Annotated in this window: 15 protein-coding genes; 13 read left to right on the top strand and 2 right to left on the bottom strand. The window is 55.1% G+C overall.

Annotation, left to right across the window (positions count from 1 at the left end; all coding sequences use genetic code 11):
- The first annotated feature begins 351 nt into the window (after positions 1-351).
- Positions 352-1,302 carry a transaldolase gene (gene tal / locus C7434_RS10060; RefSeq protein WP_033740815.1) on the top strand — a complete coding sequence of 317 codons (951 nt, stop codon included), beginning with the start codon at positions 352-354 and terminating at the stop codon, positions 1,300-1,302.
- Positions 1,303-1,365: 63 nt separating this feature from the next.
- Positions 1,366-3,366: a transketolase gene (gene tkt, locus C7434_RS10065; RefSeq protein WP_033740817.1), complete on the top strand. Its 2,001-nt coding sequence runs from the start codon at positions 1,366-1,368 to the stop codon at positions 3,364-3,366.
- A 174-nt stretch (positions 3,367-3,540) separates the two neighbouring features.
- Here tkt and C7434_RS10070 read toward each other — a convergent pair whose 3' ends face one another.
- The gene (locus C7434_RS10070; RefSeq protein ID WP_033740821.1) at positions 3,541-4,902 is read right to left on the bottom strand and encodes a 2-hydroxycarboxylate transporter family protein; all 1,362 of its coding nucleotides are present in this window, start codon (positions 4,900-4,902) and stop codon (positions 3,541-3,543) included.
- Positions 4,903-5,207: 305 nt separating this feature from the next.
- Here C7434_RS10070 and C7434_RS10075 point away from each other — a divergent pair, with 305 nt between their 5' ends.
- From C7434_RS10075 to ampH, 3 genes are all read left to right on the top strand, one after another.
- Positions 5,208-6,845 carry a sensor histidine kinase gene (locus C7434_RS10075; RefSeq protein ID WP_133745416.1) on the top strand — a complete coding sequence of 546 codons (1,638 nt, stop codon included), beginning with the start codon at positions 5,208-5,210 and terminating at the stop codon, positions 6,843-6,845.
- A complete protein-coding gene (locus C7434_RS10080) occupies positions 6,835-7,521 on the top strand; it encodes a response regulator (protein ID WP_033740823.1) in 687 nt (228 codons plus the stop codon). Before C7434_RS10075 ends, C7434_RS10080 begins: the two co-directional genes overlap by 11 nt.
- A 211-nt stretch (positions 7,522-7,732) precedes the next feature.
- Entirely contained in the window at positions 7,733-8,896 is a 1,164-nt protein-coding gene (ampH, locus tag C7434_RS10085) for a D-alanyl-D-alanine-carboxypeptidase/endopeptidase AmpH (protein ID WP_170317965.1), read from the top strand.
- On the opposite strand, the gene C7434_RS10090 is transcribed toward ampH, so the two are convergent.
- Entirely contained in the window at positions 8,893-9,960 is a 1,068-nt protein-coding gene (locus tag C7434_RS10090) for a DUF1176 domain-containing protein (protein ID WP_033740825.1), read from the bottom strand. The two genes, ampH and C7434_RS10090, sit on opposite strands and share 4 nt — an antisense overlap.
- 488 nt (positions 9,961-10,448) lie before the next feature.
- On the opposite strand from C7434_RS10090, the gene C7434_RS10095 reads away from it, so the two are divergent.
- The 8 genes from C7434_RS10095 to C7434_RS10130 are packed head-to-tail and all read left to right on the top strand — an operon-like array spanning position 10,449 to position 18,369.
- A complete protein-coding gene (locus C7434_RS10095; protein ID WP_006118387.1) occupies positions 10,449-11,279 on the top strand; it encodes a DeoR/GlpR family DNA-binding transcription regulator in 831 nt (276 codons plus the stop codon).
- A gap of 11 nt (positions 11,280-11,290) precedes the next feature.
- On the top strand, positions 11,291-12,271 hold the full coding sequence (locus C7434_RS10100; protein WP_033740827.1) for a substrate-binding domain-containing protein: 981 nt from the start codon (positions 11,291-11,293) through the stop codon (positions 12,269-12,271).
- A gap of 2 nt (positions 12,272-12,273) precedes the next feature.
- On the top strand, positions 12,274-13,779 hold the full coding sequence (locus C7434_RS10105; protein WP_133745472.1) for a sugar ABC transporter ATP-binding protein: 1,506 nt from the start codon (positions 12,274-12,276) through the stop codon (positions 13,777-13,779).
- Positions 13,772-14,761, top strand: coding sequence for an ABC transporter permease (locus tag C7434_RS10110; protein ID WP_133745417.1), 990 nt, complete (start codon positions 13,772-13,774; stop codon positions 14,759-14,761). The genes C7434_RS10105 and C7434_RS10110 overlap by 8 nt, the downstream gene beginning before the upstream one ends.
- Positions 14,762-14,775: 14 nt before the next feature.
- Positions 14,776-15,828 carry an ABC transporter permease gene (locus C7434_RS10115; protein ID WP_133745418.1) on the top strand — a complete coding sequence of 351 codons (1,053 nt, stop codon included), beginning with the start codon at positions 14,776-14,778 and terminating at the stop codon, positions 15,826-15,828.
- A complete protein-coding gene (gene alsE / locus C7434_RS10120; RefSeq protein WP_006118382.1) occupies positions 15,828-16,520 on the top strand; it encodes a D-allulose 6-phosphate 3-epimerase in 693 nt (230 codons plus the stop codon). The genes C7434_RS10115 and alsE overlap by 1 nt, the downstream gene beginning before the upstream one ends.
- On the top strand, positions 16,517-17,413 hold the full coding sequence (gene alsK / locus C7434_RS10125) for an allose kinase (RefSeq protein WP_039339900.1): 897 nt from the start codon (positions 16,517-16,519) through the stop codon (positions 17,411-17,413). Before alsE ends, alsK begins: the two co-directional genes overlap by 4 nt.
- On the top strand, positions 17,410-18,369 hold the full coding sequence (locus C7434_RS10130; protein ID WP_033740832.1) for a ribokinase: 960 nt from the start codon (positions 17,410-17,412) through the stop codon (positions 18,367-18,369). Before alsK ends, C7434_RS10130 begins: the two co-directional genes overlap by 4 nt.
- The last annotated feature ends 1 nt before the right edge of the window (position 18,370 follow it).

The following is an 18,370-nucleotide window of genomic DNA, read 5'->3' on the forward strand; positions in this document are numbered from 1 at the left end:
TTCTTCGCCAGGTAAGTGGATGTTCAGTATAGAAAGCACACCATTACAAAGCGGTGAGGCGGTTCAAAGAACCTTCTTTCTTAACGCACAGATTGCCACAGTCTACCCTGCGTCATTTTTCATGGCTGCTATCCTTAATGGCTGGACAGTCGTTATCCGCAGAAATGTCATCTCGGGTGGTTGCGCACAACCCTCATCGCACAACATTCAGAGAAAACGCATTTTCACTGCACCTGGTCTGTTGCAATGTGGTGAGTCGGCGTTACTACGACGGGTAATGTCTGCACTGATTAGGGCACGAGGCCAGAGGTGTTCCCTTTTGTTACAACGTATTTTTCAAGGAGTGTAGAAATGAACCAGCTTGAAGCCCTTAAACAGTTCACGACCGTGGTGGCTGACAGTGGCGATATTGAGTCCATCCGTAATTATCACCCACAAGATGCGACGACTAACCCTTCGCTTATTCTGAAAGCATCTGCTCTCCAGCCTTACAAACATCTGATTGATGACGCCATCGACTACGCGAAAAAACAGGGTGGCAGCAAAGAAACGCAGATTATTAACGCCAGCGATAAAGTGGCCATTAACCTCGGTATGGAAATTCTGAAAAGCATACCAGGCCGTGTTTCGACCGAAGTGGATGCGCGCCTCTCCTTCGATCGTGGCATGTGCGTCACGAAAGCGGAAAAGCTGGTCCGCATGTATGAAGAGCACGGCATTGATCGCTCTCGCATCCTGATCAAACTGGCCTCTACATGGGAAGGCATTAAAGCCGCAGAAGAGCTGGAAAAGAATGGTATCCAGTGCAACCTGACGCTGCTGTTCTCCTTTGCCCAGGCGCGCGCCTGCGCCGAAGCCGGGGTTTATCTGATTTCGCCGTTTGTCGGCCGTATCTATGACTGGTACAACAGCCGCAAGCCCATGGACCCGTATAACGTCGACGAAGATCCGGGCGTGAAATCGGTGCGCCGTATTTACGATTATTATAAGAAGCATCGCTATGACACCATCATTATGGGTGCCAGCTTCCGTAAGGTCGAACAGGTACTGGCGCTGGCCGGGTGTGATCGGCTGACGCTGTCACCTAACCTGCTGGAGGAGTTGCAGAACAGCGAGGCGCCCGTAGAGCGTAAGCTTGAGCCTTCCACTGAATGTTTCCATCAGCCGTCGCCGCTGTCCGAAGCGGAGTTCCGCTGGGAACATAATCAGGACCCTATGGCGGTCGAAAAACTGGCAGACGGTATTCGCCAGTTCGCCGTTGACCAGCAAAAACTGGAAGATGTGCTGGCGGCGCGCCTGTAGTTTTTCCCCTCTTTTACCGGGCGGGCTCACTCCCGCCCTGATGCTTAACAAGGGAGACCCTTTATGTCCTCACGCAGAGAGTTGGCGAATGCGATTCGCGCATTAAGTATGGATGCGGTACAAAAAGCAAAATCCGGTCATCCTGGTGCGCCAATGGGCATGGCAGATATCGCCGAAGTGCTGTGGCGCGATTTCCTCAAGCATAATCCGACCAACCCCGCCTGGCTGGATCGCGACCGCTTTATCCTGTCTAACGGTCACGGCTCAATGCTGCTTTACAGTTTGCTGCACCTGACCGGGTACGATTTACCGATTGAAGAGCTGAAAAACTTCCGCCAGCTGCACTCCAAAACACCGGGCCACCCGGAAATTGGCTACACGCCGGGCGTGGAAACCACGACCGGTCCGCTGGGTCAGGGTCTGGCAAACGCCGTGGGTCTGGCCATTGCGGAACGGACGCTGGCTGCGCAGTTTAACCGTCCACAACACGATATCGTTGACCACTTCACCTATGTGTTTATGGGCGACGGCTGTCTGATGGAGGGGATTTCCCACGAAGTCTGCTCACTGGCCGGAACGCTTGGTCTGGGCAAACTGATCGGCTTCTATGACCACAACGGCATTTCCATCGACGGAGAGACCGAAGGCTGGTTTACGGATGACACGCACAAACGTTTCGAAGCCTATAACTGGCACGTGGTCGGTGAAATTGATGGTCACGATGCCGAGGCCGTTAAAGCCGCAATTAAAGAAGCGCAAAGCGTCACCGATAAGCCGTCACTGATTATCTGCCGCACGGTTATTGGCTTTGGTTCACCGAATAAAGCCGGTAAAGAAGAGGCACACGGGGCCGCGCTGGGTGAAGAAGAAGTCGCCCTGACGCGCAAGCAACTGGGCTGGAATTATCCGGCGTTTGAGATCCCGCAAGAGATTTACCAGCAGTGGGATGCTAAAGAAGCTGGCGCGGCACGCGAAAAAGCCTGGAACGATAAGTTTGCCGCGTATCAGCAGGCTTATCCTGAACTGGCCGCAGAATATACGCGGCGTATGAACGGCGAAATGCCCGCAAACTGGGAAGCGGAAACTGCCCGATTCATTGCCGATCTGCAGGCGAATCCGCAAAAAATCGCCAGCCGCAAGGCCTCGCAAAATTCACTGGAAGCCTACGGCAAAATGCTACCTGAATTCCTGGGCGGCTCTGCCGACCTCGCCCCCAGTAACCTCACCATCTGGTCAGGTTCGAAATCCATCAAAGAAGATCCGGCCGGGAACTATATCCACTACGGTGTGCGTGAATTTGGTATGACAGCCATTGGTAACGGTATTGCCCACCACGGTGGTTTTGTGCCCTATACCGCGACCTTCCTGATGTTCGTCGAGTACGCCCGTAATGCCGCGCGCATGGCGGCCCTGATGAAGGCCCGCCAGATTCTGGTTTATACCCATGACTCAATCGGTCTGGGTGAAGATGGTCCAACCCACCAGCCGGTAGAGCAGATTGCCAGCCTGCGCGTTACGCCGAATATGAGCGTCTGGCGTCCGTGCGACCAGGTGGAAACCGCTGTGGCCTGGCAGGCTGCGATTGAGCGTCATCATGGGCCTACCGCCCTGATCCTGTCGCGTCAGAATCTGGCACAGCCGGAGCGTACGGCGGAACAGGTGGCGAATATCAAACGCGGCGGTTACGTCCTGAAAGACTGTGAGGGCACGCCAGACGTCATTCTGATTGCCACCGGCTCTGAAGTGGAGATCACGCTGGGTGCAGCAACGAAGCTGACGACCGGCGGCCACAAGGTGCGGGTCGTTTCACTGCCTTCAACGGATCTGTTCGACGCGCAGGATGCGGCTTATCGCGAATCCGTGCTGCCTTCCGCTGTGAAAGCACGCGTGGCCGTGGAAGCAGGCATTGCAGATTACTGGTATAAGTATGTCGGGCTGGACGGTGCCATTGTCGGGATGACTACGTTCGGTGAATCTGCGCCAGCAGAAAAGCTGTTCGCGGAGTTTGGCTTCACGATAGAAAACATCGTCAGCCATGCCGAAGCCCTGCTGAAACCGGCATAATCCTCGCACTCACGCGATCCGGCTTCCTCAGCCGGATCGCGGTTTTGCTCTCAGCACGCCAGCCTGACGCTGGCGTGCTGCTTTCTGAAAACCCACCTTCTTCGGTAACCACGTTTTTCGCCGTGCCCCTGCATGCTGTGGTTAATCCTGCCGCCTTGCTGACCTTAACAACCGTTACTTTAAAAAGTGGCTCAGCAGCAACAAAGAGAGCGAAACGTTGATGGCTCCACCGATACGCGTCGCGATCTGAGCAAACGGCATCAGGCCCATGCGGTTACCGGCAGTGAGAATGGCTACATCGCCCGTCCCGCCCTGCCCACTCTGGCAGCAGGAAACAATGGCGACATCAATGGGATGCATGCCAATCTTTTTCCCGACAAAGAAGCCCGTTGCGACCAGCGCACTGACCGTGCTGATAATGACCAGCAGATTGGTGAGCGTAAACGCGGTGACCAGCACATGCCACGGCGTAATGGCCACACCGACAGCGAACAGGACGGGATAGGTCACTGCGGTGCGGAAAAAGCGATAGACCACCTGAGAACCGGCCAGAATACGGGGCGAAACGCCATTGACCAGTTTCACCAGCACGGCCAGGAACAACATCCCTACCGGCGCAGGCAACCCTGTCAGCTTCTGCCCCAGCATCCCCACCATATAGAGCAGCACCGCAAGCAGCGCCCCGGAGGCAATGGCCGTTACGTCAACTTTACCGGAAAAAACGGACTGCAGCGGCTCGGGCTCAACATTCGTGACATTCGGCATCAGCTGGCCTTCCCCGGTGAGGTGCGGATAACGTTTACCCAGTTGGTTCAGGCAGCCGGAAATAATAATGGCGGTCACGCCCCCCAGCATCACCATCGGCAGGATGCGGCCCAGCGCCACGCCCTGATCCATATGGAGCAACGCCGCATAGCCGATGGAGAGCGGAATGGCCCCTTCGCCGACGCCACCCGCCATAATGGGCAGAATGATAAAAAAGAAAATCTGGAACGGCTCCAGCCCCAACGCTAATCCGACGCCCATGCCGACAATCATGCCCACGATTTCACCGCACAGCATGGGGAAAAAGATGCGCAGAAAGCCCTGAATCAGCACCGTACGGTTCATGCTCATGATGCTGCCGACGATGATGCAGCAAATATAGAGATAGAGAATATTGGTCGATTTATAGAACTGCGTTGTTGAGGTCACCACGATATCGGGAAGTAACCCGTAATAGACCAGCGCAGAGGGAATAAAGGTTGCGCAGATAGCTGCGGCGCCCAGACGGCCCACCACCGGCAGACGTTTACCAAATTCACCGCAGGCAAAACCAAAAAAGGCCAGCGTGGCGACCATGACGACGATATCGCTGGCCAGTTTCCCGCTCAGGCAGTCCAGTGCAATGAGCACACCGGCCAGCACAAACAAGGGAAGAGGGATAATCCCGACTTTCCAGTTATCCATAATATGCCACCACTGCTCCTTCAGGGTTTTCCTGCGCGGTGAACGGGCCAGTGTATCAGACAGAAAAGAATTATCAGGTGAGCGCATTATTAACCTCTTTGCATCATCGTTTTTTTTCAGAATGCCGTGAAAAAAAGCGGAATTACGTGAAGGAGAAGGTATCTGGCATAAAGTTTTAATGGTGTTATTTCCAGAGCGTGATCCGCATCCTGGTAATCGTCGTGGTGTTTATGGTTTTTATTCCCCGCAGCCGTTGTTTGTCCTTTGCTGACGCTTCCCTGCCCTCTGAAAACGATTTAATCCCATTAATATCAAACAGATAAACGCATGTAGTGTCTGTTGTTAAAAAGATGATACATTGAAGTTATTATTCCAAAATGCGCGTGACAGTCATGAAATTGTCATTTCAAACGAAGCTGTTTCTTTCGCTCGTTGTTTTTTCGTCTGTCCTGTTCGTGTTACTGGGAAGCTATTACTACGTCAGCATCACCCGGCAGCTTTATCAGGCGATGAGCATGCGCGCGAAGGTGCAGGCAGACGAAATCGCGCTGATTCCGGAACTGAGAAAAGCGGTGGCGGATCGGGATATCCCGGCCATTAATATGCTGATGAGGGCTATTGCCCGGAAAAGCGATGCCAGTTTTATGGTGATTGGCGATAACCGTGGCCTGCACCTTTTTCACTCGGTGACGGCGGACCGGGTTGGCAAACCCTTGGTCGGCGGAGACAACGCGGCAGTGCTGGCAGGGAAAAGTATCACCACCATCCGGACAGGCGGACTGGGAATCTCCCTGCGCAGCAAATCGCCTATCCTGAACGATCGCGGGCAGGTGGTCGGTATCGTGTCCGTTGGTTATCTCGCCCGCTATCTGGATGCCATCACGTTCAGCAACATGATCAACCTGCTGATCGTGGCGGCCCTGGTGCTTATCGCCCTGTTTATTTTCTCCTGGTTTTTCACCTGCAATATTAAAATACAGATTTTCTCGCTGGAACCGCGCGAGATCGGCCTGATGGTCCGTCAGCAAAACGCCATGATGGAATCGATCTATGAAGGCGTGATTGTCATCAATGAACACCTGCAGATCGAAGTGATCAACCAGGCCGCCCGAACGCTGTTAGGCCTTTCACAGTCCGCCGAGGCGCTGCGAGGGCAGTCTGTCAGCCAGATCATTTCGCCCGTCCCCTTTTTATCGCAGCCCGTGATGCTGGAGAAAGATACCCACGATGAGATTAGCCAGTTTAACGCGCTCACCGTCATCGCCAGCCGGGTACGTATCATGCTGGAGGACGCGCTGATGGGCTGGGTAATCTCCTTCCGCGATTTTAACGACATCGACTCCCTTAGCGCCCAGCTCAGCCAGGTGAAACGTTATGTCGATAATCTGCGCATTATGCGGCATGAGCAGCTTAACCGAATGAACACGCTTTCCGGGCTGTTGCACATGGGGCGTTTTGAAGACGCGATTGACTACATTGAGGCGCAGTCAGAACACGAGCAGGAGTGGCTGGACTTTGTCTCCGCACGCTTCAGCTCGCCACTGCTGTGCGGCTTGTTACTGGGCAAAGCGGCACGCGCCAGAGAAAAAGGCGTTATCCTCCACTTTGATCCCGCATGCCTGATGGACAAGCCCTTTCCCCCACTGTCAGAGGCTGAACTGATCTCGGTCATTGGCAATTTGCTGGACAACGCGATTGAAGCCACGCAACGCGCCCCGATGCCTCATGAACCTGTTGAAGTGCTGATTAAGCTCAGCGCCCGTGAGCTGATCATCGAAGTGGCGGATCACGGCGTGGGCATTGCACCTGCCATCCGCGAACACATGTTTGAACGTGGCGTCACCACGAAAACCCGGGGCGATCACGGCATCGGGCTGTATTTAACAGAAAGCTATATTACCCGCGCAGGGGGCACCATTGAGGTCAGCGACAATGTGCCACGTGGCGCCATTTTCTCGCTGTTTATCCCCTGCGCGCAAACCCACCGCTGTCCCGTAACGGAAACGGAGAAGGTCCGCGATGCAACATGAGCCTGTGACTGTCCTGATTGTGGAAGATGAGCCTGAACTGGCTCAGCTTCATGCCGAACTGATTGGTAAACACCCTGAACTCAGGCTGATCGGTATCGCCGGGTCACTCGCAGAAGCCAGACAGCAGCTTGCCATCAGTGCGCCACAGCTGCTATTGCTGGATAATTATCTGCCCGATGGCAAAGGCATCACCCTGATTGGCGATCCGTTGCTGGCCCACGCAAACTGTTCCATTATTTTTATTACGGCGGCCAGTGATATGGATACCTGTAGCCAGGCCATCCGCAACGGTGCCTTCGATTACGTCCTAAAACCTGTGTCCTGGAAACGGCTTAACCGCTCGCTTGCCAACTTTATCGCTTTCGCAGACCAGCAGCGCACATGGAAGATTGTCGATCAGAAAAATGTCGATGTCCTTTATCAGCTACAGGCGAAGAACTACCCGCACGATAACGGCAGCAAAGGTATTGAGGAAACGACTCTCGCGCGGGTCCAGACACTTTTTACGCCAGCCACCACGCGGCTTTTTTCGGTTGATGAGGTGATGACCGAAACCGGGCTCAGTAAAACAACCGCCCGTCGCTATCTGGAGCACTGCGTGGAAACCGGCTTTCTGACGGTAGAAATGCTGTATGGCAAAGTGGGCCATCCCAGGCGCATGTACAAACGGCCATGAACTGCGGCGCGCCACGCCGCCAGTGCAGCGGCTCGGTCCGGCGGCCTCTGCGGGGCAAAACATATCCCCCGCCCGCTGATGTCCATGGCCACCATCGCCAGCTGACTGTAATCTGAAATAAAAAAAACTGTGCTTTGCTCTTCCCGTCATCCTTAAACTGATTACTATAGGTTTTCACCCGACTCCTATAGCGAAGCCCTCTCCGTTGAAAATGCGCACTCCTTATTTACTGGCTTTACTGGTTTCTTTGCTTCCCCTTAAAAGCACGGCGCAGGTTGCGCCCGATCCCTTACTGGCCTCCCAGATTGTCGATCGCTATGCAGAGCATATCTTTTATGCCAGTGGTGCCACCGGCATGGCCCTGGTGGCAATAGACGGTAATCAGCGCGTCTTTACCAGCTTTGGTGATACTCGGCCCGGCAACAATATTCGTCCGCAAAAGGATTCGTTAATTCGTATTGCCTCGCTCAGTAAATTAATGACCAGTGAGGTGATGGTAAAAATGGCCGAGCGCGGCGAGATTCGTCTGGACGATCCGCTGAGTAAGTATGCGCCTCCGGGAAAACGGGTCCCTGGTTTCGACGGTCAACCGATTCGGTTGATTAACCTCGCCACTCACACCAGTGGCCTGCCGCGCGAGCAGCCCGGCGGTAAGCCGCATCGTCCGGTTTTTGTCTGGCCTACGCAAAGTGAGCGCTGGAACTGGCTGAACACCGCCAGCCTGAAAGCGGCCCCCGGCACCAATGCGGCCTATTCCAACCTGGGTTACGATCTGTTGGGTGATGCGCTGTCACGTGCGGCGGGTAAACCCTATCCGGCCCTGTTTCAGCAGCTGATCACCCGCCCGCTGGGCATGAAGGACACCACGTTTACCCCGTCACCCGAACAGTGCGCCCGTTTAATGGTGGCGGAAAAAGGAGCCAGTCCGTGTAATAACACGCTGGCGGCTATCGGCAGCGGTGGCGTCTATTCAACGCCGGATGATATGGGACGCTGGATGCAGCAGTTTCTGAACTCCTCCGTGAATCGCCGCACGCCACAGATCGACCGCCTGCAGACATTAATCTACCGTCGCGATCAGCTTCACAAAGTGGATGGAATGGACGTGCCAGGTAAAGCCGACGCTCTCGGCATGGGTTGGGTTTATATGGGACCGTCAAAGGGGCGTCCGGGCATCATTCAGAAAACCGGCGGTGGCGGGGGTTTCATCACCTATATAGCGATGGTGCCGCAGAATAATGTGGGCGTTTTTGTGGTGGTGACCCGATCTCCCCTGACCCGCTTCACGCCAATGAGTGACGGTGTAAATAACCTGCTGGCGGAGTTGGTGGGCAATCAGACCGGTTCCCCCATGATGGTGCAGGCGATTCCTTAACGGCTGCCATCCGCAGAGGCTGACTGGCTTACCCAGAGCGTGGGCCAGTCATCGCTGCTGTGCCAGGCATCGCAGGTTGATTCTTCGGCATATTCCGCTAACACAAAGTGCTCACCGTTAAACTGCCAGCGGGACGCTGTACCGCAGTCGCCCAGTCCCCGCCCTTTACCAAAGGTGTAAAGCTGGCCGGTAGCCGCATCGTAATCCGCATTAATCAGCTCCAGCTGGCGCTCTCCTCCCTCGGGCGGCGTAAAGGGTAAAGTCAGGCTGACACCGCGTGCCACATAGGGCGGCGCGCGCGTCACTTCAAACGCCCGATCGATCACGTTATACGCCCCCATCTCACAGCTCACCAGCAGCAAGGCTTTTTTGTCCGTCAGCGGCGAGACGCTGACTTCGCGTCGCAGTGGATCGAGCGAACAGGTGTCTGAATTAACCCGCCAGGTGCCGTAATCGATCAGGCCACTGGTTTCTTCCCGCGTCAGCGGTGCAGGCGCGGCCATGGGAGGTGGCAGTTGCGGAATCGCCGGAGCAGCAGGCACGCCGTTGCGTTCGCCCCGTCGAACCCAGGCGCTCATGCTATTCACCCGCCCCTGCACGTCGTCCATGTACAACAGGGCCGCTTTCATGCCACGCAATGAAACCTGTGGGCTGGCGCTGAACGTCAGCTGCAGATTTTTTGCATCCATGGTGAGTTCAAGAAATTCGTTAATGGCAATCGGGTTGCGGGTGGCAAGATGATGCGGCTCTACGTCCCAGTGCTTGAAATCAGGACGAAGACGACGCTGATCCACCAGCAGATTATCTTTGAGCGCCGGCCCCGGCAGCGCACCACTATAGGCACTGCCGTAATCAATACGTAACAGGGGCTGGTCATCCGCCCCGGCATGTCGCGACAGGGTCATCACCAAACCACGGTCACCCTGCGTGCTGCGCGCAACGCAAAAGGCCGCGTTATTGCAGGTTAACTGCCAGTCAGAAAACAGTTTCTGCACCGGATCAGCCTGGACGGCGGCGACCATGAATAAAGGCAACGCAAACAGCGATTTCATCCTGTACCACATTAAGAAAATCGAGCCCCAACTTCTCTGAGTGGAAGATGATAGCGCAATCGCGCACGTCACGACGTTCGCATTCTGTGAAGTGCCCAGCAAGCGCAGCTAACTGCCTAAAAAACATCCATTTTGCAACAGCCGTAGCGCCCTGTCGTGCGCAATGCGGTCATCATGCGTATTCGTCAGCGTTCTCTCAATCGGATTCGTCGGACTATCCGGACAGGCAAAGCGGTCAAATACACATAAACGGGCAAAAGCGGGCATGATAGAGTCGCTGCAGAATGCAGGATAAAATGTTCACAGCGGATCCTGAGACCGCTAAATAACCCTTATTTAGTGAGACAAATCACTAAACAATATTATTGCTTTCATTTCGTTTCATTAAAACCCAACACTGATCTCTTTATGCGCGTTGCAAAAACAGGTCCTGCGTACCCACGCTCAGGCCACATTTTTGCCGCGTGCCTTCCAGTACTTTATAGCCATCGGAGGCCATTATGTTGCCGATTGAACGCCAGCAGAGAATTATCGATGAATTAATGTGTAACGGACGGGTTATTGTCGCTGAACTCACCGCGTTATGTCGGGTTTCTCAGGAAACGATTCGCCGCGATTTAGCACAACTGGAAAAGAAAGGTATTTTACAGCGAAGCCATGGTGGTGCGGTTCCGGCTAAACGACACAGTGCAACGCTACAGGTTAATAATCGCGAGATTAATGAATCTGAATCGTCTTTTCGTCAACGCGTAAACGAGCATGTTGACGCCAAAATGGCAATCGCGAAACGCGCGCTGGATTTTATTAGTGTGGGCGACTGCTTATTACTCGACAGTAGTACCACGTGTTTTTATCTGGCACGGCAATTACCGGATATTGAATTAACGGTATTAACCAATTCGTTACGCATTGTCCAGACGCTGGCAGCGCGCGGCAGTATTCGCACCATTTGTCTGGGCGGAGAATATTCAGATCGTTATGAAGATTTTCACGGCATTGTTACCGAGCAGCCGTTAAAAGAGTTTCAAATAAATAAGATCTTTTTTTCATGCAGCAGTCTGGGCAATGACGGTTATTTACGCGAAGGAAATGAACGTCATGCACATTTAAAACAACAGCTGATTCTGGCAGCAGAACGAAAACATTTATTACTGGATAGCTCTAAGTTTCTTCGGCCCTCATTCGCGCGTATTTGCCATTACCGTGATGTGGATTTTCTCATTACTGACCAGTTGAAAGATAAAGAGCTGGAACAGGAACTGGCCTGGAACGGCGTCAATATTATTGACTGCTCGCAGCGCCCCCAGTCTGTGCAGCTTATAAATAATTAAATGGAGCCTTTATGAAAAAACAGCTTATCGCCTGTTCGTTGTTCGCATTACTGGCTTTTCAGTCCCATGCGGCGGACAAAATACGCATGGGCATCGTGGTGAAAATCGGTGGTATTCCGTGGTTCAACGCTATGGAAGCCGGAATTAAAAGCGAAGCGGCCAAACGCGGCATTGACGCCTGGATGGTGGGGCCGACCGCAGCCGATCCTGCCCTGCAGGTGCGTGCCATTGAAGATTTGATTGCCCAGAAAGTGGACATTATCGGCGTCGTCCCCAACGACCCCAAAGTGCTTGAGCCCGTCTTGCAGCGCGCCCGTGAAGCCGGCATCAAAGTCATTACCCACGAATCGCCAGGCCAGAAGTTTGCAAACTGGGATTTTGAATTAGTGAATGCCGCAACGCACGGCATCAATCATATGAAAGCGCTGGCGCAATGTATGCATGACGAAGGGAAATACGCCATATACGTGGGGAGCCTGACGGTGCCGCTTCATCAGCAGTGGACCGATGCCGCGCTGGATTATCAAAAGCAGCACTATCCCAACATGCAGTTGGTTACGGACAAATTTGGCGTAGGCGAATCCCTGGACGAGTCCATCCGTACCACCAATGAACTGATGTCTAAGTATCCCGATCTGAAAGGCATTTTAGCCTTCGGTTCGCAGGGCCCTATTGGTGCCGGTCGCGCCGTTATGAACCGCAATAAAACCAATCAGGTCTGTGTCATTGGGGCGTTCAGTCCGGGTCAGGGCGCGCAACTGGTTAACCGCGGGGCGATCAAGGGCGGCTATATCTGGAATCCACATACCGCCGGTGAAGTGTTTATCCGTATTGCCGAGAAGGTGGAGAAGAACGAACCGATTACGGACGGTATGACAATTGACGGCCTGGGCAAGGTGAAAGTCGATCAGACAACGCACACCATTCTGGGCAACAACACGGAAAGTCTGGATAAAGCTAACCTGCCTAACCTGATCAAGCTGGGGCTGTAATGATGCAATCGGTCGCGCCGCAAAGGCTTATCACCCTGGAAAAACTGTCGAAAACCTTTGGGGGGAATCGTGCTCTGAGCGATATCTCGCTGACCTTGCTGGCGGGCGAAGTGCACTGCCTTGCCGGTACCAATGGTTGTGGCAAAAGTACGCTCATTAAAGTGATATCCGGCGTACATGCGCCGGATCGTGGCAGCGAAATTCGTTTAGGTGACGGAGACTGCTTGCCCCGTCTCTCGACTCAGCAGGCCAGAGACTTTGGTATTCAGGTCATCTATCAGGATCTGTCCCTGTTCCCGAACCTGAGCGTGGCCGAAAACATCGCATTTGAACACAATCTGCGCGGGTTATTTGGCTGGCATCAGCGCAAAACCCTGGTTGACAGTGCCCGGCGTATTGTTGAGGAACTGCAGTTTGACCTCAATCTTGACGAGAGTGTCGCGCACCTATCCATCGCTCAGCGACAACAGGTCGCCATTTGCCGCGCGCTGGTGGCGGATGCGCGGCTGGTGATCATGGATGAGCCCACCGCTTCCCTCACCCGTACCGAAGTCAATCAACTGCTGCGCACGGTACGCTATCTCAAACAGAAAAAGATTTGTGTGGTCTTTGTCAGCCATCGCCTGGACGAGGTGCTGGAAATATCAGATCGCGTAACCGTCATTCGCGATGGCCGCAAGGTTGGCTGCTGGCCAGCGCAGGCTATGACGCCGCACCATCTCACCGAGCTGATGACCGGGCAAAAACTTGATTATCAGTTAAAAACTTCTACGCGCAACGGTGATCGGGTCATTCTGGAAGTGGAAAACCTGCACCGTGCAGGTCAGTACCACGATGTTAATTTTCGGCTGTACGAAGGTGAGGTGCTGGGGCTGTGTGGCCTGCTGGGATCGGGACGTACTGAGCTGGCTCTTTCCCTGTTCGGCATGACCCGGCCTGACCGCGGCAGGATCTGGCTGGACAGTAAACCCGTGCGCTTTCGCAGTCATGAAGATGCCATCAAAGCCGGGATTGGCTATGTATCTGAGGATCGCCTGACGCTGGGGCTGATTCAGCAACAATCGGTGGCCGACAATATGGTGCTGCCCATTCTTAACCAGCTGCAAAACCGCTTCCACCTGATTGATGAATACCGCAAGAACAAGCTGATTCTTCAGTGGATTCAGCAACTGGGCGTGCGCGTTGCCGATCCACAGTTAGCCATCTCAACGCTGTCCGGCGGCAATCAGCAAAAGATTGTGCTGGCGAAATGGGTCCTGACGCAGCCGCGCCTGCTCATCCTCGATTCGCCCACTGTCGGCGTGGATGTGGGGGCAAAAGCGAGTATCTATCAACTTATTCACGAACTGGCACGCGAAGGCCTGTCGATCATTTTGATTTCCGATGAAGTCCCCGAGGTCTGGTACAACTGCGACCGCATTTTGCATTTCCGCGAGGGCACCATCCAGGCCGAATATCAACCAGACCGCATAGCGCAACAGCAACTGGCGGAGGTGATCAATGCCTGATTTTTCCCGTTTACGTCCTCATTCCAGTCAGGGCTGGCTGACGTGGGTATTGTTGCTGTTCATTGTGATTTTCTCCTTCGCCAGCGACCAGTTTCTGACCGTGCAAAACCTGCTGGATCTGGCCGAGAGTTACGCGGTTACCGGCATTTTCGCCCTCGGACTGTTTGTCGTGCTGGTGACCGGCGGCATTGATATTTCCTTTGCGGCCGTCGCCTCTGTGGTGCAGTACCTGATCGCCTCGCTGTTTGTGCATTACCAGTTTGCTAACGCGCCGCTGAGTATTGCACTGGCGATAGCCTGCGGCACGCTGTTTGGTGTCATTAACGCCTGGCTGATCACCTGGCTCCGGGTCGTCTCCATCATCATCACCATTAGTATGCAGTCGCTGCTGTTTGGCCTGCTGATGTGGGTGACCGGTGGACGCAGCCTGTATCAGCTTCCGGACTGGTGGATCACGCTGCGTAACGTGCTGCCGTTCGAATGGGAGGGACAAGCCTTTCAGCTCGGCCTGCCGCTGCTCATCCTGTTGCTCATTGCGGCGCTGACAGCGGTGCTCCTCAACAAAACACATTTAGGTCGTCAACTCTATGCCGTGGGCGGCGATGCGGAATCCGCACGGCGTATCGGGATTCGCGTTGGCCTGCTCTCCCTCTTTGCCTATGGCTGGCTGGGGGCCATGGCCGCGATTGGCGGACTGGTTCAGGTCTACCGCATGGGTGAAGTCGTCCCCAACGCCCTGGTGGGCGGTGAGCTGGATGTGCTGGCGGCAACCGTACTGGGCGGAGCCAGTCTGATGGGCGGCAAGGGCACCGTCAGTGGCACCTTGATGGGGGTTTTCCTGATCGCGGTTCTGAAGAACGGACTCAACCTGATCGGCGTATCCAACTACTTCATGAACATCGTGGTCGGTACCGTCATTATGGCCGCCATTGCTGTCACCCACTTTAAGAAGCGCAAAGAAACTGACGTCAGCTTTGTCTGAGGAGAGAAACAGATATGAAAAGATTCGCTGCGTTAAAACCGGATGGCACCAATGTTGGCCTGCTGCTTCTGATTGCCTTCTCGCTGGCGCTGTTCGGCATTCTGTTACCCGGCCGCTTTTTTACCGACGCCACTTTCCTCAGCATGGCGTTCCAACTGCCGGAACTGGGCTTACTCACCCTGGCGATGTTTATTGCCATCCTGAGTGGCGGACTCAATCTGGCGATTATCACCACCGCCAATCTGACCAGCCTGTTTATCGCCTGGGTCTTACTAAACAGGGTGCCGGACGGGGCCGGAACCGCTCAGCAACTCATGTGGTTACTGCTGGCAGTACTGGGTGCGATGCTGATTGCTGCACTCATTGGCCTGATTACCGGCGTCATGGTAACGCGCATTGGCGCACATCCCATCCTGGTGACGCTGGCAACCATGATCACGATTAACGGCATCGGTATCTGGCTGACCAAAGGCGCGGCGGTAAGCGGTATGCCTCCCGTTGTAAGGGCTCTGGGTGCCGATACCTTACTGGGTGTGCCGTTGCCGCTGTGGCTCTTTCTGCTGGCGGCCGCCCTGCTGGCCCTGTTTCTGGGCAAAACCCGCGCCGGTAAGTGCATCTATATGGGCGGCAGCAACATCAACGCGACCTGGTTTAGCGGCATCAACACGCACCGCATGGTGATGCTGGTATATATCCTTTCCAGCCTGTTGTGCGTACTGGCGGGGCTGGTGATGATGGCGCGCTTTAACTCCGCCCGCATGGGTTATGGCGATGCCTATCTCTTACTCACCGTGCTGGCCATCATCCTTGGCGGCACCGATCCCAATGGCGGCTTTGGCCGGGTCACCGGCGTCGTGCTGGCGCTGATCGCGCTACAAATTCTTTCCACCGGGTTCAGTCTGATGAACATCAGTCCGCACGTCAGCCTGGCAATGTGGGGCGCGGTATTGATTGTGGTGCTGGCCGTTAAACAGGGCAAAGCCCGACTAAATGAAAGCCGGGCCGTAACGCGCAGCAAACGTTTAAGCGCGGCCCTGAATCCCTTGACTGAGAAAAAGGAAGCATAATGCGTATTCAAATCTCGCCGTCATTAATGTGCATGAATCTGATGGAGATTAAACAGCAGCTGGCGGTCCTGAACACCCGCGCTGATTTCCTGCACGTTGATATCATGGACGGGCATTACGTCAAAAACATCACGCTGTCGCCGTTCTTTATTGAGCAAATTCGTCCGCATACGCCCGTAGCGATAGACGTTCACCTGATGGTGGAACAGCCGACCGATTTTATCGAGGCCGTCGCGAAAGCGGGAGCAGACTATATCTGTCCGCATGCGGAGACCATCAACCGCGATGCCTTCCGGGTGATCAACCTGATCCGCAGTCTGGGGAAAAAGCCGGGCGTGGTTTTAAATCCCGCTACGCCCGTGTCGTTTATTCATCACTATATTCATCTGCTGGAGAAGATCACCGTAATGACGGTCGATCCGGGTTATGCCGGGCAGCCATTTATTCCCGAGATGGTGCAGAAGATCCAGCAGCTTAAGGCCCTGAAACAGGCACAGGGCTATGACTTCCTCATCGAAATTGACGGCTCCTGTAATCAACGAACCTACCGCACGCTACTGGAGGCCGGCGCAGACGTGCTGATTGTCGGCACCTCAGGCCTGTTCAACGTGCATGACGATCTCAGCACCGCCTGGGACATGATGCGCAGCAGCATTGATGCCGCACAGGGACTGGCACAGGAGTCTGCATGAAACAACGCTGGCTTGGAATGGATATCGGTGGCACCAGCACCCGACTGCAACTGATGGAAGACGGCCAGCACTGGTGCGGATTCCGTAAAATAGCGACCGCCAGTTGGGCACAGCAAACGGATGCGCTCCACGCCCTGGGCGATGTGATTATTGACACGCTGGCGTCACAAGCGATTAGCGGCGTAATGCTCGGGCTCCCCGGTATTCTCAGCCGCGATCGTCAGCAGGTTATCTCGTTACCCTTTATTCAGGCACTGGATGGGCAACCTGTGGCAGCCCAGTTGAGCAAGCGACTGGGCGTGCCGGTCGCCATGGATAAAGACGTCAACCACCTGATGTTATGGGATCTGCTACAGCTTGATGCCCTGCCCGACAACGCGGTGGGATTGTATCCCGGCACCGGTTTAGGCAACAGCCTGTGGCTGGAAGGCCGCTTTTATCATGGTCATCATGGCGGCGCGGGTGAACTGGGGCATATTCCCCTGCCCGGCAATGACCTGCCCTGCCCGTGCGGCAATCGCGGCTGTGCGGAAACGCTGATCTCCGGTCACTGGCTGAGCCAGTGGGCGGCGACGCATCAGCCGGACACCGCCCTGTCACAACTGTTTGCGCGACACGGGGATCATCCCGATCTGCAGGCCTTCGTCCAGCGGCTGGCGCACCTGATCGCCAGTGAAATGAACATCCTCGATCCGGAATACCTGATTCTGGGCGGTGGCGTGCTGGCGATGGCCGGTTTTCCGCTGGCGCAGTTACAACACCACATTCAGCGCAGTTTGCGGCCGCCCGTCACGCGCCACGGTTTACGGATCGTGTTCAGTCATGCCACCGATTACACGGGCTGCCGTGGTGCCTGCCTGGCTGCCGAACGCCACTTTGGGGAGCGAAAATGAAAGGCAAAGTCTGTGTGTTTGGTTCATTCAATCTGGATATTGTCGCCGGTATGCGCCGCTTTCCCCTGCCGGGCGAATCGCTGATTGCTCAGCACAGCATGATGGGACCGGGCGGTAAAGGTGCGAATCAGGCCACCGCCGCACTGCGCGCGGGCGCCCGGGTGCACTACATTGGCAAAGTGGGCAAGGACGACTTTGGTGTGTTTGCCCGCCGCCATCTGGAAAAAACCGGGTTTGATGCGATTACACTGTTCACCTGTAAGGAGAAACCCACCGGCAATGCGTTGATCTACGTTGCCGGAAACGACGCCGAAAACATGATTTCCGTCTATCCGGGCGCCAACCTTACCGTGACGGCGGCGGAAGTCACGCGCTGCAAACCCACCGTCGCGGCGGCGGACATCCTGCTGGTCCAGCTCGAGAACAACCTGAGCGCGATACAGCGCATGATTGATAATGCGCGGGCCGCCAATACCTTTGTGATCCTTAATCCCGCGCCGTTTCAAAAAATCAGCGATACGTTGCTGGCAAAAGTCGATCTGCTGACCCCGAACAGTACGGAAGCGAGGCTGCTGACCGGCATCAACGTCAACGATATCCGCAGTGCCCGGCAGGCGGCAGAAATTCTGCATCGCAAAGGGGCGCGCCAGATCATTATTACACTGGGGACGGCGGGTGCGTTACTGTCTGACGGCCAGCAGCAACGGCATATTCCCGTGTTTCCTGCCACCCCGCTGGATACGACCGGCGCGGGCGATGCGTTTAACGGCGCGCTGGCGGCCAGGCTCGCGGCGGGCGTTGCGCTGGATCAGGCGGCGCTGTATGCGGCCGCGTTTGCCTCATTATGTGTGGAGCGACCGGGTGCGGCCCATTCGATGCCTTCGTATGCCGAGGCACTGGCGCGTCTGCAGGCGCACCCGGAGTGCGTCGCCGACAGCGTGATGACGTGCGTATAAA

The organism is Pantoea sp. PNA 14-12, from assembly GCF_004364735.1.
GTDB classification, from domain to species: Bacteria; Pseudomonadota; Gammaproteobacteria; order Enterobacterales; family Enterobacteriaceae; genus Pantoea; species Pantoea stewartii.